This is a genomic window from Pedobacter terrestris (assembly GCF_052343045.1).
Classification (GTDB): Bacteria; Bacteroidota; Bacteroidia; order Sphingobacteriales; family Sphingobacteriaceae; genus Pedobacter.
On sequence record NZ_CP180264.1, the window covers coordinates 852,716 to 868,470 of the forward strand.

General features: G+C 39.0%; 11 protein-coding genes. 7 read left to right on the forward strand and 4 right to left on the reverse strand.

Annotation, left to right across the window (positions count from 1 at the left end):
• Nucleotides 1-48 precede the first annotated feature (48 nt).
• From ACJVDH_RS03685 to ACJVDH_RS03705, 5 genes are all read left to right on the forward strand, one after another.
• A complete protein-coding gene (locus ACJVDH_RS03685) occupies nt 49-1,656 on the forward strand; it encodes an MFS transporter (protein WP_443946225.1) in 1,608 nt (535 codons plus the stop codon).
• A 60-nt stretch (nt 1,657-1,716) separates the two neighbouring features.
• Nucleotides 1,717-2,172 carry a deoxycytidylate deaminase gene (locus ACJVDH_RS03690; RefSeq protein ID WP_443946226.1) on the forward strand — a complete coding sequence of 152 codons (456 nt, stop codon included), beginning with the start codon at nt 1,717-1,719 and terminating at the stop codon, nt 2,170-2,172.
• Nucleotides 2,173-2,359: 187 nt separating this feature from the next.
• Nucleotides 2,360-3,889 carry a glutamine-hydrolyzing GMP synthase gene (guaA, locus tag ACJVDH_RS03695; protein ID WP_443946227.1) on the forward strand — a complete coding sequence of 510 codons (1,530 nt, stop codon included), beginning with the start codon at nt 2,360-2,362 and terminating at the stop codon, nt 3,887-3,889.
• Between the two features lie 110 nt (nt 3,890-3,999).
• On the forward strand, nt 4,000-5,196 hold the full coding sequence (locus tag ACJVDH_RS03700) for an ABC transporter substrate-binding protein (protein WP_443946228.1): 1,197 nt from the start codon (nt 4,000-4,002) through the stop codon (nt 5,194-5,196).
• Between the two features lie 18 nt (nt 5,197-5,214).
• Complete coding sequence (locus tag ACJVDH_RS03705) at nt 5,215-6,375, forward strand: RsmB/NOP family class I SAM-dependent RNA methyltransferase (RefSeq protein WP_443946229.1); 1,161 nt, start codon at nt 5,215-5,217, stop codon at nt 6,373-6,375.
• Between the two features lie 234 nt (nt 6,376-6,609).
• On the opposite strand, the gene ACJVDH_RS03710 is transcribed toward ACJVDH_RS03705, so the two are convergent.
• The 4 genes from ACJVDH_RS03710 to ACJVDH_RS03725 all read right to left on the reverse strand — a co-directional run bounded on the left by ACJVDH_RS03710 (nt 6,610) and on the right by ACJVDH_RS03725 (nt 12,524).
• Entirely contained in the window at nt 6,610-7,176 is a 567-nt protein-coding gene (locus tag ACJVDH_RS03710; protein ID WP_443947598.1) for a MarC family protein, read from the reverse strand.
• 87 nt (nt 7,177-7,263) lie between these two features.
• Nucleotides 7,264-8,598: a porin gene (locus ACJVDH_RS03715; RefSeq protein WP_443946230.1), complete on the reverse strand. Its 1,335-nt coding sequence runs from the start codon at nt 8,596-8,598 to the stop codon at nt 7,264-7,266.
• A gap of 87 nt (nt 8,599-8,685) precedes the next feature.
• A complete protein-coding gene (locus ACJVDH_RS03720) occupies nt 8,686-10,143 on the reverse strand; it encodes an amino acid permease (protein ID WP_443946231.1) in 1,458 nt (485 codons plus the stop codon).
• Between the two features lie 134 nt (nt 10,144-10,277).
• Nucleotides 10,278-12,524 (reverse strand): sodium-translocating pyrophosphatase, encoded by a 2,247-nt coding sequence (locus ACJVDH_RS03725; protein ID WP_443946232.1) that lies wholly within the window; start codon nt 12,522-12,524, stop codon nt 10,278-10,280.
• Between the two features lie 211 nt (nt 12,525-12,735).
• Between ACJVDH_RS03725 and ACJVDH_RS03730 the strand changes: the two genes are divergently transcribed.
• Nucleotides 12,736-14,157 (forward strand): APC family permease, encoded by a 1,422-nt coding sequence (locus tag ACJVDH_RS03730; RefSeq protein ID WP_443946233.1) that lies wholly within the window; start codon nt 12,736-12,738, stop codon nt 14,155-14,157.
• A gap of 342 nt (nt 14,158-14,499) precedes the next feature.
• Complete coding sequence (locus tag ACJVDH_RS03735) at nt 14,500-15,447, forward strand: TIGR01212 family radical SAM protein (protein WP_443946234.1); 948 nt, start codon at nt 14,500-14,502, stop codon at nt 15,445-15,447.
• The last annotated feature ends 308 nt before the right edge of the window (nt 15,448-15,755 follow it).

Consider the following 15,755-nt stretch of genomic DNA (forward strand, 5'->3'; position numbering starts at 1 on the left):
TTTTTTAATTAAGTTTAGCCCACAAAAAAATAAAACCAGATACATAGAATGACAACAGATACTAAGAAAAATTATGGTACAGCATTGTATACCATTATTACAGTATTCTTTTTTTGGGGATTCGTTGCGGCATCAAATGGTATTTTCATTCCATTTTGTAAAACGCATTTTAACCTGACCCAATTTGAATCCCAACTGATCGATTTTACCTTTTATGGTGGATATTTTATCGGTTCTCTAATCCTTTATTTCGCTTCTCAAGCCAGTAAAGTAGATATCCTGAATAAGATAGGTTACAAAAATGGTATTATAGTGGGCTTAGTCGTATCTGCGGCAGGCGCGCTTTTAATGATTCCGGCTGTTCATTCAGGTTCATTTATTTTTATTCTTTTCTCCTTCTTTGTTATTGCCCTTGGATTCTCTCTGCAGCAAACTGCCGCAAATCCATTTGTTGTGGCACTCGGGCCTGCAGAAAGTGGTTCGCACAGGCTTAATTTTGCCGGTGGTGTAAACAATTTTGGAGGCTTGATGGGGCCGGTTATTGTGAGTGTGGTATTGTTTGGTACCGCAAACGATGCCGTAGCCAAAGTTGTAGAAATTTCATCTATCAATAACCTGTATTATATTCTTGCGGGTTTATTTATCGCAGTGGCGATATTTTTCTGGATTTCTAAATTGCCAGATGTAACCAGCAATGAAAAGATTGAGGCCAGCACAAAGCCAACATCATCTCTAATTGTTATGATTGTTGGTTTCTTAATGGTTGCCGCAGCAGGTCCGTTGTCTAATCTTACCGGCATCAGTTCATCCATTTTCGTGTATTCCTCTTTAGTGATTATTCTAGGCGGTTTGTTTTTCGCTTATCTGGCCAAAAAAGATGATGCCGCTGGTTGGGGTGCAATGCAATACCCACAATTGGTATTGGGTATGCTGGCCATTTTCATGTATGTAGGAACAGAAGTTACCATTCAAAGTAACCTTGGTGCTTTGCTAAAACTCAAAGATTTTGGAGGTTTGGCCGATAAAGACATTAAACCTTATATTTCTCTTTACTGGGGAAGTATGATGATTGGCCGATGGACTGGCGCAGTAAGTGCATTTAACCTGTCTAAAACGGCTAAAAATATTCTTACAGTAATTGTTCCTTTTATCGCATTTGGCGTCATTCTGTTGGTTAATCACGCAACTGGTACAGATGTGGGCAACTTATATGTGTATGCAATTTGCATTGCATTAATGGTTGTGGCCTTTTTCATCGGCCAGGAAAAACCAGCTAAAACTTTAGCTATTTTTGGTACGGTAGGCGCCATCGCGATGCTTACAGGTTTGTTTACAACTGGCCATGTGGCTATTTTTGCATTCGTGAGTGGCGGTTTGTGTTGCTCAATTATGTGGCCGTCTATTTTTGCTTTGTCTATTACCGGATTGGGAAAATATACTTCTCAAGGTTCATCATTCCTGATTATGATGATTTTGGGTGGTTCCATTATTCCGCCAATTCAAGGCGAACTTGCAGATAGTGCAGGCATCCACAATTCATACATTGTTCCGGTAATCGGATTTGCCTATTTAATTTTCTTCGCATGGAAAGTAAGTGGTGAATTGAAAAAACAAGGAATTGACGTAGAAAATATCGAAGCCGAAGGCGGGCATTAATCTTTAAAAAAACTAATTTTGCAGCCACAAAGATCAGTCTTTGTGGCTTTTTTATTTTACATGACAGAGAAACCTAGTTTTGATACCATTTTTATGAATCTGGCTACAGATTTAGCCGCCAGATCGCATTGCGTTCGTGCACATGTTGGTGCGGTACTGACAAAAGATACACGCATCATTTCCATCGGCTACAACGGCCCACCCGCCGGAACACACAATTGTGATGAAGAATGGCCAGAACATGGTTGTGCCCGCGATAGTAAAGGCAGTTGTTCACTTGCGTTACACGCAGAAGAAAATGCCATTTTGTATGCCTCAAAAAACGGTTCTAAAATAGAAGGTTGCACGCTGTACACTACGTTGTCTCCGTGCATCGCCTGCGCACGTTTAATTCTCTCTTCAGGTATTAAACTGGTATATTATTCTAAGTCTTATGCCGCATACAAAGGCTTGGCAAGTGATGAAGGGGTAGATTTTTTACGAAAGTTTGGTGTAGAAGTTAAGTTGTTGTCTTAAAGGTTGTTGTTTGCTGGTTGAGTAGTCATTGGTACATTTGTATTTTGCATATGTAAACTTCAATGGTATATGCTTAGTATTTTAAATATAATTTAGCTTCGAGGTTCTGGTCTCTGAATGCTAATTTTAGCTTTAAAAATCTCAAATCTATCGTCTTAAATCTCATATCTAATTGGTAGCTTTGCGGATGCAAGAAAAAATCATTATCGTCGATTTTGGTTCGCAATTTACACAACTCATTGCCAGAAGAGTTCGCGAACTAAATATTTACTGTGAAATATATCCATATAACAATTTGCCGGAAATTACTCCTGATGTTAAAGGTGTAATTTTTTCTGGAAGTCCTTTTTCTGTTCGCCAGGAAGATGCACCTCAAATTGATTTATCAAAATACCATCTTAAATATCCTTTATTGGCAGTTTGTTATGGCGCGCAGTATATCGCTCAACATTCGGGCGGCGCTGTACAAGCATCCTCTACACGTGAATACGGACGTGCAAAACTGAATTTTGTTAACCAGGAAAATAAACTCTTCAAAGGAATCAATATTGATTCGCAGGTTTGGATGAGCCATGGCGATACCATTACAGATATTCCTGCAGATTTTGAATTGATTGCAAGTACAGACAGCGTGAAAGTTGCTGCATACCACATTAAAGATTCAGATACTTACGCTATCCAGTTTCACCCAGAGGTTACACACAGCATTGATGGCAAAATATTATTGGAAAACTTCCTTGTAGATATTTGCGGCTGCAACCAGGATTGGACATCTTCTGCTTTTGTTGAAACTACAATTGCAGAATTACAAGCGCAGTTAGGTGATGATAAAGTTGTTCTGGCGCTTTCTGGCGGTGTAGACAGCAGCGTTGCTGCAGTGTTGTTGCATAAAGCTATCGGTAAAAATTTACACTGTATTTTTGTAGACAACGGTTTGCTTCGTAAAGATGAATATGCAAGTGTTTTAGAACAATACAAAGATTTTGGATTAAACATTAAAGGTGTTGATGCAAAAGATAAATTTCTCGGTCAGTTGGCTGGAGTAGAAGATCCGGAGCAAAAACGTAAAATCATCGGCCGCGTATTTATCGAGGTTTTTGATGAAGAATCGCACTTGATTCAGGATGTAAAATGGTTGGCACAAGGCACTATTTATCCTGATATCATCGAATCCGTTTCAGTTAAAGGTCCATCGGCAACAATCAAATCTCACCATAATGTTGGCGGTTTGCCGGATTTTATGAAGTTAAAAGTTGTGGAGCCACTTAAAACTTTATTTAAAGATGAAGTAAGAAGAGTTGGAACAGCGCTTGGATTAGAATCGTTTATTTTAGGACGTCATCCTTTTCCGGGCCCGGGTTTGGGTATTCGAATTATTGGAGAAGTTACACCAGAAAAAGTGGCTATCCTTCAGGAAGCCGATCACATTTATATCAGCAATCTAAAAGAAGCAGGCTTATACGATAAAATCTGGCAGGCGGGCGCAATTTTTCTTCCGGTAAGATCTGTTGGTGTAATGGGCGATGAGCGTACATATGAAAATGTAATTGCGCTTCGTGCAGTAGAATCACTTGATGGAATGACAGCAGATTGGTGTCACCTTCCATACGATGTTCTGGCTAAAATCTCTAACGATATCATCAATAAAGTAAAAGGAATTAACCGCGTAGTATACGATATCAGCTCTAAACCGCCAGCAACTATTGAGTGGGAATAAGCAATTTATACGACCAAATGGTTTTCTGATTTTGAAAGCCGCCAAATAAATATAAACATGCTAGCAAGGTGGAATAAACTTTGCTAGCATATTTTGTTAAATGACCTACCATGTTTAAAAAAGAAAATTGGATTTTTATTGCCTTTGCTTTGTTTTTTGCTGGCTGCTCGCCAAAGGTGAGAACGCCAAAACCAAATGAACCGAAAAAGGAAGACAAAGAGAAAACAGGCGATAAAAAAGCAATTAAGAAATTTTCTAAAGCCAATGTTTCTTTGCTTGTTCCTTTCAGGCTTGATCAGTTAAATCTTAAAACAGCTACAAAATCTGAAATTGAGAAATATGCCATGCCGATTGACTTTTATCAGGGTTTTAAACTCGGATTGGATTCTGCGGCCGCATCTGGTTTAAGTTTTAATTTAAACGTTTTTGATACACAAGATGACAATACCCATATTGCTTCTTTATATAAAAATGAGAAATTTAAACAAAGCAATCTTATTGTTGGTCCGGTTTTTCCTGATGGTTTAAAGTACATTACGCCTTATGCAAAAGAAAGCGATCAACTCGTTGTTTCTCCGCTTGCAGCATCAGAACCATCAGATTTTAATAACCCAAATCTGATTTCTATTGTCAATAATATTACGCTGCACAGCCAACGTATTGCAACTTACATCACCAAAAATTTTAATGCAGAAAATACCATTGTGGTATTGATCAATCCAAAGAAGACAGAAGATGAGCAGTTTGCTGCGCCTTTACGCAGTTATTTTCTATCACAATCAAAATTTGCTTTCCAGGAGTATGCTTCGGCTTTTACGTTCGAAACCAAGCTGGTGAAAGGAAAATCTTACGTGGTTATTCTAACTTCGTCAGACCGTGCTTTTGTTGCGCCAACAATCGATAAACTGTATAAAATTAAGACAAATTACAACTTGAGTCTTTTCGGTCATCCCAACTGGATTAAACAAAATTACCCGACAGATAAGCTGCAAGCATTGAATACCATCATCAGTTCATCGTACAAAATTGATTATAAAAACACTGGTACGGTGAATTTTATTAAGCGATACCGCCAACGCTATGGCTTTGAGCCCGGCGAATATGCATTTAAGGGTTTTGATATTGGTTATTACTTTGGGAAATTGCTTTCTACTTATGGCGAAGATTATCGTGAATACTTAACCAAAGAAAAATATAAGGGCTTGCACAACAATTTTGCTTTTATATATGATGAAAAATTGGGCTATATTAACACCAGTTTGTGGTTGTTAAAGTACAAAAACTTTGCGCTTGAAATTGTCCAGTAACCTTTTTTAAATTCCCGAATGAGAGTAGAACATCAGTTAAAATCTTTTGAACAAATTCTGGCCAGTTATGATGGCGCTTTTCCTTTGCACCGGTTTTTACCCGCATATTTTAAGCAGCACAAACAAATGGGATCATCAGATAGAAGATGGGCAACCCGTTATGTATACAGTTATTTTAGATTAGGGAATGCTTTAAAAGAAATTGATCGTGAACAAAGATTAAGCGTAGCTGATTTTTTATGTCACGGCACCACAAGTTTAATTGTAGAGAAAAACCTGCCTGATTTTATTTCCTCTATAGCTTTGCCTTTGGAAGAAAAACTGGTCTTAGTCAAAGATAAATATCCGGAATTTTTATTGGAAGATGTGTTTCCTTTGCATTCACACCTTTCTGCTGATCTGGATCAGACTGGTTTTCTGGCTTCATTCTTTCGGCAACCAGACCTGTTTATTCGTATACCGGAAGGAATAAATGCAAAAATATCCGGCGCGCTTGAAGCTGCTGGTGTTGCGGTGAAAAAAATATCTGATACGACATTGGCTTTACCCAACGGCACCAAGCTTGAAAATATCTTGCCTGAGGGAAGTTATCAGGTGCAAGACCTCAGTTCGCAATATACAGGCAATTTTTTTGAGCCGAATAAATGGGATAAATGGTGGGATTGCTGTGCTGCAAGTGGCGGCAAAACCCTTTTGTTGCATAGTTTAGAGCCTGCAATTGATATTTTGGTAAGCGATTTACGCGAAAGTGTGTTGAACAACCTGGACGAAAGATTTCGCCTGGCCGGGATAAAGAAATATCAGAAGAAAGAACTGGATTTGTTGCAGAATAACGATCAGGTATTGCATCATTATGCTTTCGATGGGATTCTGGTAGATGCACCGTGTACCGGTTCCGGAACCTGGGGACGTACACCAGAAATGCTCACTTTTTTTCAGGAGCGGAAAATCAATCAGTTTTCTACCATACAAAAAGGTATTGTACAAAATGTTGTAAAGCATCTAAAAGAAGGTAAACCACTTATTTATATCACTTGCTCTGCATTTGCAGAAGAAAACGAACAGGTTGTAGAATTTATGTGCGAGAACCTGCCTTTAAAATTGGAAAAAATGGAACTGATTAAAGGATATCATAATCTGGCAGATACGATGTTTGTTGCGCGTTTAATTAAGATTTAGACATGCTTAAACCAAGCCCTGACTTTTTTTAAGAAATATTTGGTGCCTTCAATTAAAACAGCTAGCAACCCGATAATGGCCGTATATTCTTCGAACTTGTTCATGGCACTTTGTTGATTAGACGGTACCTGCTACTAAATGTTACAATTATAGTATGGGGAAGGGCAATTTATTCATCCGTTCTGCAAATGACAAATGATTAAGGACAGATGAACCAATAAAGGAATAAAGCTTTTAAAGTCCGGTATTGTTTCTGAACAGTTTAATTGCAATAGCCAATAGAATAACACCAAATGCTTTCCGCAAAATGTTCAGTCCAGATTTTCCAAACAATTTTTCCAGTCTGTTGGTGTTCTTCAGAACAAAATAAACAAAAAGCATATTCAGTACAATACCGACCAAGATATTTTGTGTTGCGTACTCCGTTTTGAGGGACAATAACGTTGTCATGGTTCCTGCTCCGGCAATTAAAGGAAAAGCAAGAGGAACAATGGATACGGTTTCTGGAGCTTCTTCTTTAAAAATGGTAAGTCCGAGAACCATTTCCATCGCAATAAAGAAGATCACAAAAGAACCGGCAATGGCGAAAGACTCCACATCCAGACCAATCACTTTAAGTAAAGATTCTCCGAGGAATAAAAATAGAATCATTAATCCTGCTGCAACCAATGAAGCTTTTTCGGATTGTATGTGTCCGGCTTTTCTACGCAATTCTATTACCACGGGTATTGCACCTAGAATATCGATGATTGCGAATAATACCATTGTCGTAGATAGAATCTGACTGAGGTTAAACTTCATGAAGTCGAATTTCATAACCGTGGATTTTAAATCAAAAGTAGTTTAATTTAAGGAAAATAGCGGATCATTTGATCAATATTGGCAAAACTAAAAATAGAATTGAGTGCGTAAGGTTAGAACATTGTCTTTCCTGTTGCTGGTATATTCCTCAATTGCGGTAGATTCATTCCGAATTACGTCATAATACAAGACAGCTTTAAAATGTGTATTAAAGTGATGTAGAAAACCAAATCCAATTGTGTCAAAACGAACGTCGGCAGCAGACAAACCATTGGTCTCAGAAACCTCCTGTCCTTTGACTTTTGTATTTGGATCGTACCAGTCATATTTCAAAATCAGCTGGTTATCGGTACTGTTTAAAGTTTGCACAAATGTAAAGTACGCACCATTAAAATTTCTGGTATAATAGGGTAAAGGAAGTGCTTTGCTATCTGTAGGGTAAGAGCCTGGTGTAGTAGACGTTAGCGCTGTACCGGTTTGCAGGCCTGAGATAACTTCTGCACGCAATTCTGATTTCCAGCTTTTTTGATTCGTTGCCAATTGAATATCTGCTCCGTAATACCGCCGTGGTGCAACTTGATTGATATTTGCAACAGATGAATCTCGTTTCATCTGCCAGGTGCCATTTAACTGATCCATTTTATAACTTACCGGAAGGCGGTGATTTAATCCGCCCTGCAGGGTGCTGATGCCACCTGCGATTGTCAGGTTCATATTTTTGATTTTAACCTGTTTGTGGTTCAGGCGGAAGATAAAATCTTTACTATTATCAAATTCTCCGGATCCGGCTAAACCCTGTCCATTGTAAATCCCCAGGTCCAAAGAAATATTTTTAAGTTTAGCGTTTTTCCAGCGCGGATTTAGTGTAAAGGTTACGCCGAGGTCTCGTTCGGTTTTCATCAGTATCTGTGACATTCTGCCTCTTTCAGGAGCTTCACGAACAGATGAGGAAAGTTGCAGTTCATTCCCAAATGGCCTGCCTGATAAACCAAGTGTTACAGAAAGGATTTTCCATTTATTTTCATAGTAACGACCCCAAAAATCACGAATGGCTACGCCTTGTTCAGTTCCGTCAAATTGGAGGACGAAATAAGTGGAAGGATCACCTTCATCGGTAAGCAGCATATAATCTGCACGTAGTCGGCCTCGTCTAAGCCTGAAACGGTTGTTGGTATATTCGCCAAAATTACCACCCTGATATTCTGCAAGGGTACCATTGGTTTGAGCGGCCTGGAATTGCGGTTGTAAGTATCCACTAAAAGATAAGGCACCATATTTTTTGGAAATGATAAGTAAATGGTTAACCGTAGTGGAATCCATAATATCATTAATGGTTCGCTGAGCTACAGACTGTAGCGTGAGCATCAAAAAGCTGAACAACAGCGTATACTTAAAAAGAATCTTTCGATTGTCCTTATCCATATCTGATTTTCGGCAAATATATTTCGTTTACAACGTAATCCAAAAAAAAACACCGCAAGTGCGGTGTTTTATGTATTAATTATTTTTCTATAATTCTGGTTTAGGAGGATCTACCGGAGGAACAACTTTTCCTTTGTTCCGTAGAACTGAGTTTCCTTTTCCGTAAAAGAAATAAATTGCTATACCTAGAGCCATCCAGATGGCTAAACGAATCCATGCTTCAAGTGGTAATGAGGACATCAGATAAACGCAAACAATAATACCCATAATTGGAACAAAAGGAACCAAAGGTGTTTTGAATGGACGAGGCCTATCCGGATCTGTTTTACGCAGCAACATTACGCCGATACAAACCAGCGAGAAAGCAAATAAAGTACCGATAGATACCATATGACCTAAATCTGTTACTGGAACAAAACCAGCGAAAATGCTCACAAAAATCATGAAGAAGATGTTGGTTTTAAAAGGTGTTCTGAATTTAGAGTGGATGTTACTAAAGAATTTTGGTAATAAGCCATCTTTAGACATGGTATAGAAAACCCTTGATTGGCCCATTAACATCACTAAAATTACCGAAGTATATCCGGCTAAAATGGCGATGATAAGTCCCATTTGCAACCAGTTGTAACCTGTAACCTTGAACGCTGTAGCTGCCGGAGATGCATCACCTTTAAATACACTATACGGTACTAAACCTGTCATAACGTGTGCAAAGAGCACATATAAAATAGTACATACCACTAATGAACCTAAAATACCGATTGGCATGCCTTTCTGCGGGTTCTTTGCTTCCTGAGCAGCGGTAGAAACGGCATCAAATCCGATAAAGGCGAAGAATACCAAAGCGGCACCTGCTGCAATACCAGATATTCCAAATTCTCCTTTAACACCTGTGTTTGCAGGGATATATGGTGTGTGGTTTGCCGGATTGATAAATTTCCATCCTAAAGCAATGAAAATAATTACCACAGCAACTTTTACGATTACCAGGATATTATTTAAACTGGCAGATTCCTTTGTGCCGCGAATAAGCATTAACGAGAGTAGCGAAACGATTACTACTGCCGGAAGATTTATCCCGCCGCCATCAACTTCTGCGAAAGACTTGGTTAAATACAGGGGCATCTCCATTCCAAATTCATGGAGCAGCTTATTAAAATATCCAGACCATGAAACACCTACCGTAGCTGCACCAAGTGCATACTCCAGTACCAGATCCCATCCAATAACCCAGGCCATAAACTCGCCCATAGTTGCATAAGAATACGTGTATGCACTACCTGCAACCGGAATCATTGATGCAAATTCTGCATAACATAAACCTGCAAAAGCACATCCTACGGCAGCCAGCACAAATGACAATGTTACGGCAGGGCCGGCATGGTCTGCAGCGGCAATACCAGTTAAAGAGAATAAACCTGCGCCAATAATAGCTCCAATACCCAGAGCAACAAGACTTGTGCTGCTTAACGTGCGTTTTAGCGTGCCCTCTCCACTTTCAGCAGATTCTGCTATAAGCACATCAATAGGCTTTTTTAAATTCATAATTTGTTTAGTCTTTTATGTTTGTTGATTTTTTATAAAATAATAAACCGTAAACCTAAATAAAAATTAGCAAAAAGTAAAAAGCAACTCTTTCATTTACCCCTTTTAGCTTTATTATATCTATGATTTTACAACTAATGCTTAATGGTTTGCGTAGAATTGATCAATGTGTCTGTAATTGCCCTGCCGGATTCGTCTATTTTTTTCTCAATCCTGATTTCTTTCCTAACTTCTGAGTTTTCTGTGCCCGAAATTGCCTTTACTGCAATGTAAGGTGCGATTACAAGTGAAACAATAGACATCAATTTGATTAATATATTCATGGAAGGACCTGATGTATCTTTAAATGGATCGCCAACAGTATCTCCGGTAACAGAAGCTTTATGTGGTTCTGATTTTTTATAGTACATCTCGCCATTAATGTTTACGCCTTGTTCGAAAGACTTTTTTGCATTATCCCAGGCGCCGCCAGCATTGCTTTGGAAAATGCCCATCAATACGCCAGTTACGGTAACACCGGCCAGCATGCCGCCTAAAACCTCCGGACCGAACGTAAAACCAATAATAAGAGGGGTGATAATAGCGATGGCGCCTGGCAACATCATTTCCCGGATTGATGCTTTAGTTGAGATGGCTACACATTTTTCATATTCAGGTTTTGCCTTATATTCCATAATTCCGGGAATGTCCCGAAATTGTCTGCGTACCTCTTGCACCATGTCCATTGCTGCTTTTCCAACTGCTTGTATACAAAGTGCAGAAAAGATAAATGGAATCATGCCACCAATAAATAAACCAGCTAACACCGGAGCTTTGTAAATATCTATTGCCGTAATACCTGCAATACCCACAAAAGCCGCGAATAAAGCCAATGAAGTTAAGGCTGCAGATGCAATTGCAAATCCTTTTCCGGTTGCAGCAGTCGTATTGCCAACAGCATCAAGGTTGTCGGTGCGTTCTCGTACTTCAGGTGGTAGCTGGCTCATTTCTGCAATTCCGCCGGCATTATCGGCAATTGGGCCAAAAGCGTCAATAGCCAGTTGCATCGCTGTTGTGGCCATCATCCCGGCTGCGGCTATTGCAACGCCATATAGGCCTGCGAAATGGTAAGATGCCATGATTCCGCCGGCCAAAACCAAAATTGGAATCACAGTCGATTTCATTCCTACAGATAAACCGGCAATAATATTTGTTGCATGGCCGGTTGAAGATTGTTGAATAATAGAATTTACAGGGGCTTTTCCCATTGCTGTGAAATACTCCGTTACCACACTCATAATTGTGCCTACCACTAAGCCAACCAATATGGCATAAAAAACATTTATGCTAGAAAATTCATATCCACGCAAACTAAGTGTTTGTGGAAGCATCCATTTAACAATAAAAAATGAGGCTACTGCAGTAATCAGTATGGATGACCAGTTGCCTAGATTAAGTGCGTTCTGAACGTTTGATTTTTCATCTTTAATGGTTACAAACCAGGTTCCGATAATGGAAAAGATAATGCCCAGTCCGCAGATCACCATTGGCAATAAAATTGGAGACATCCCTCCAAATTTATCTGTAACCGATATCTCTTGGCCTAAAACCATTGTGGCGAGTATTGTTGCTACGTAAGACCCAAAGAGATCTGCACCCATACCGGCAACATCGCCAACATTGTCGCCAACATTATCTGCAATTGTTGCAGGATTTCTAACGTCATCTTCCGGAATGCCTGCTTCAACTTTTCCAACCAAATCTGCACCAACATCTGCCGCTTTGGTGTAGATACCACCGCCAACACGAGCAAAAAGCGCAATGGATTCTGCACCAAGCGAAAACCCCGTAAGCACTTCAATTGCAGTTCGCATTTCTGAACTATTTGAATTCGTAACATAAAAAATTTGTAAAAAAACAATAAATAAGCCGCCAAGCCCTAGTACAGCAAGTCCGGCAACGCCCAGTCCCATAACCGTTCCGCCAGTAAAAGAAACTTTTAATGCTTGTTTTAAGCTCGTTCGTGCGGCTTGCGTAGTTCGTACATTTGCTTTTGTTGCTGCTTTCATGCCAATGTAGCCAGCGGTTGCCGAAAAAACCGCACCAATGATAAAGGCAATGGAAATGATCCAGCTAGAGTGCAATTCTATTCCATTAATTTCGGTAACTGTGCCCGAATATGCGAGTAAAGCGGCTACGAAAACGGCGAAAATGCTCAATACTTTCCATTCTGCACGTAAAAAGGCCATAGCACCGTCGGCAATGTAGCCGGCCAGTTCTTGCATGTTTCTATCTCCGGCATCCTGTCGATTTACCCATGCACTTTTTGCTAACATTACAAAAATTCCCACAAGTCCGAGTATGGGAATGCAATAAATAAGATTGTTGTGTAGAAAGTTCATAATTTATATTTGGTTATAGATTGTTGTTCTCGCTTACGTAACGCGTATGATGTACAATTTTTCTGATTAGATTTACCAATATAACAATTTTATTTTCTTGCAATTAAATTTTAATTTCCGTTTGTAGGATATTTTATATAGTAAAATAATACACTCGAAATTCCAATCCATTTATTTTTTTAAATAAATTAGCCAACAAACAAAACTAACTATGGAGAAAGAAGCACAAGACCAAACGTTTAAACGAGCGCTTGGCCTTTTTGATGGTACCATGCTGGTTGTCGGTTCGATGATTGGCTCTGGTATTTTTATTGTAAGCGCAGACATTACCAGGCAGGTGGGCTCTGCTGGGTGGGTTATTTTAATTTGGGCACTCACGGCTATTGTCACAGTTATTGCAGCTGTAAGTTATGGCGAGTTAAGCGCCATGTTTCCTAAAGCCGGCGGACAATACGTTTATCTTAAAGAGGCCTATAATAAATTGGTTGCATTTTTGTTTGGATGGAGTTTTTTCGCGGTGATCCAAACCGGAACTATTGCGGCAGTTGGTGTTGCCTTTTCGAAATTTGCAGCCTATTTATATTCGCCGTTAAGCGATGAAAATATAGTGTTCAGTATCAGTGGTTTTCAGCTTAATGCTGCACAACTAGTTTCTATCGCTACAATTGTTTTGCTTACCTACATTAATAGTAAAGGTGTTAAGGATAGTAAAATCCTTCAAACCATACTTACGATTATTAAAATACTGTCTTTATTCGGACTGATTATTTTTGGTTTTACACTGGCTGCGAAGGCAGAAATCTGGAATGCCAATTGGGCCGATGCCTGGTCTACGCGCTCATTTGACGTAAAATCTGGAAGCTGGGTAAATGTTGCTGGCACTGCCTTATTATCTGGAATTGCAGCTTCAATGGTTGGATCGCTTTTCAGTAGTGATGCCTGGAGTGGCGTAACATTTATTGCCGGCGAAATCAAAAACCCTCAGCGGAATGTTGGCTTGAGTCTTTTTCTAGGCACGTTTATCGTAAGCCTTATATATATACTGGCCAATCTGATGTATTTATCTGTTTTGCCTTTGCAAGAAATTGCTACAGCAGCTAAAGATCGGGTGGCAGTTGCAGCAGCACAACCCATTTTTGGAGGAGTGGGCACTTATATTATTGCCGTTATGATTATGATTTCTACGTTTGCCTGCAACAATGGTTTAATTATGGCTGGTGCACGGGTATATTATACTATGGCAAAAGATGGCCTCTTTTTTAAAAAAGCAGCTTTCTTAAATAAATCTAGTGTGCCAAGCTGGGCCTTGTGGGCGCAATGCATTTGGGCATCTGCCTTATGTTTAACCGGAAAATATGGCGATCTTCTTGATTTCGTAATCATTATTGTAATGATTTTCTACATACTTACGATTGTAGGTATCTTCATTTTACGTAAAAGAATGCCGGATGCGGACCGTCCGTATAAAGCTTTCGGTTATCCGGTTTTGCCCGCATTTTATGTTCTGGTAGCCGCGGCTATTTGTGTAGGTTTGTTGGTGTTTAAAACCAGTACCTGCGGTTGGGGTGTAGCTATTATGTTGGTTGGTATCCCTGTATATTATTTAAGTAAGCCGAAAGATCAGGCTCAATAATTCTATTTGAAAAGCAATAGCAGTGCGTTTCGGTTTCTGCCGCCCCGCACTTGCTTCAATCTTTTTGTTTTTGAAGCCCCGGATAAAAAATTCAGGGCTTTTTTTGTTCAAAAAGTATTTTCGCGCCGTTCGGGTTTAATCACGTATATCGCTGCAGGAAACTTGCTTTCTAAACCCGGTATTGCGGATACCGGCCTTGTGGATAAGGCCTGAAGGCGTATGAGTAAATGACGGGACTGCCGTAACCGATGAAATGCAAGGTTGTGCTTTGCCAAAAACCAATTACTGTCATCTTGAAAGGCTATATTAATATGTTGCAACTAATTGTGTATTTTTGCGGCTATGGGAACACAGGTTGATTATGGTATTAAGGGATACAACAACTACGGAACACATTTGCGCGAGAAATACAATGGGCAAAGGGTGTTTAAAGTAATTGTGGATGGAGGTTTTACATGCCCTAACAGAGATGGGAGTAAAGGTTTTGGTGGTTGTACATATTGTAATGTAGATTCTTTTACGCCGGAGCTTTCCAGAAAATTGCCAACCATACGTGAACAATTGATGGCGGGTATGGAACGTGGGAAAAACCTTTATCGTGCGGATAAATTTATTGTTTATTTCCAGCCCAATACCAATACCTATGCGCCGGTGCATTATTTGAAAATGATGTATGATGAAGCTTTGTCTGTAAATACAGAAGATATTGTTGGTTTTGCTGTTGGTACGCGCCCGGATTGTATTGATGCTGAAAAGATTGCTTTATTGGAAAGTTATACCGATCGGTTCGATGTTGATTTGGAAATGGGTATGGAATCTATTTATGATGATACTTTACTGAAAATTAACCGCGGATGCAGTCATGGCGAATTTGTTGATGCCGTTAAATTGGTTGAAAACAGTAAGCTCGATTTGTGTGTGCATACTATTTTTGGTTTTCCTTGGGAAACGCGCGAACAGATGTACGCCTATATTCATGAAATTAATCGTTTCCCGCAAATCAAGTTTGTCAAATTCCATCATTTACACATTGTGGAAGGTTCGATAATGGGTTCAAAATACAGAAAAGATCCATTCCCGCTATTTTCTTTAGAGGATTATACTGCATTACTTTGTGAAATGCTTCCTTTATTGCGCCCGGATATTGTAGTTCAGCGATTATTTGGAATTTCTGATTGGGATATGTTAATCGGACCAAACTGGGGATTGAAAAAATCGGCAATTCAGTCTTATATGGATAAAGAAATAGAAAGAAGAGGTGTTGTTCAGGGTTCTGCATATTTTCAGTAATTTTTTATAAAACGTTTAAAATTTTTTCATCAATCCCGTAATTTTTACGGGATTTTTTGGTCTTTAGGTATTTTCTGAATTCCTAAAGGTTTTATTTTGAGTGTTTTCTTTCTAAATAGCATTATTGTCTCATTTTGGGATTTGTAAAAACAATGTTATTTAGATGCCCGATTTTTTGTTTATTTTAATTTTGGCTTATTTTTTTGATTTGTTTTATAAAAATTATGCGTTTTGGTTATAATTTTTTAATTTTTAAGATTGAAAACGCTTAAAATGTATATTTTTATAAAAATTATTTAAGAAAAATC

Coding starts and splice junctions, on each gene's coding strand:
- ACJVDH_RS03685 (WP_443946225.1), top strand. CDS start 49: ATGACAACAGATACTAAGAAAAATTATGGTACAGCATTGTATACCATT.
- ACJVDH_RS03690 (WP_443946226.1), top strand. CDS start 1,717: ATGACAGAGAAACCTAGTTTTGATACCATTTTTATGAATCTGGCTACA.
- guaA (WP_443946227.1), top strand. CDS start 2,360: ATGCAAGAAAAAATCATTATCGTCGATTTTGGTTCGCAATTTACACAA.
- ACJVDH_RS03700 (WP_443946228.1), top strand. CDS start 4,000: ATGTTTAAAAAAGAAAATTGGATTTTTATTGCCTTTGCTTTGTTTTTT.
- ACJVDH_RS03705 (WP_443946229.1), top strand. CDS start 5,215: ATGAGAGTAGAACATCAGTTAAAATCTTTTGAACAAATTCTGGCCAGT.
- ACJVDH_RS03710 (WP_443947598.1), bottom strand. CDS start 7,176: ATGAAGTTTAACCTCAGTCAGATTCTATCTACGACAATGGTATTATTC.
- ACJVDH_RS03715 (WP_443946230.1), bottom strand. CDS start 8,598: ATGGATAAGGACAATCGAAAGATTCTTTTTAAGTATACGCTGTTGTTC.
- ACJVDH_RS03720 (WP_443946231.1), bottom strand. CDS start 10,143: ATGAATTTAAAAAAGCCTATTGATGTGCTTATAGCAGAATCTGCTGAA.
- ACJVDH_RS03725 (WP_443946232.1), bottom strand. CDS start 12,524: ATGAACTTTCTACACAACAATCTTATTTATTGCATTCCCATACTCGGA.
- ACJVDH_RS03730 (WP_443946233.1), top strand. CDS start 12,736: ATGGAGAAAGAAGCACAAGACCAAACGTTTAAACGAGCGCTTGGCCTT.
- ACJVDH_RS03735 (WP_443946234.1), top strand. CDS start 14,500: ATGGGAACACAGGTTGATTATGGTATTAAGGGATACAACAACTACGGA.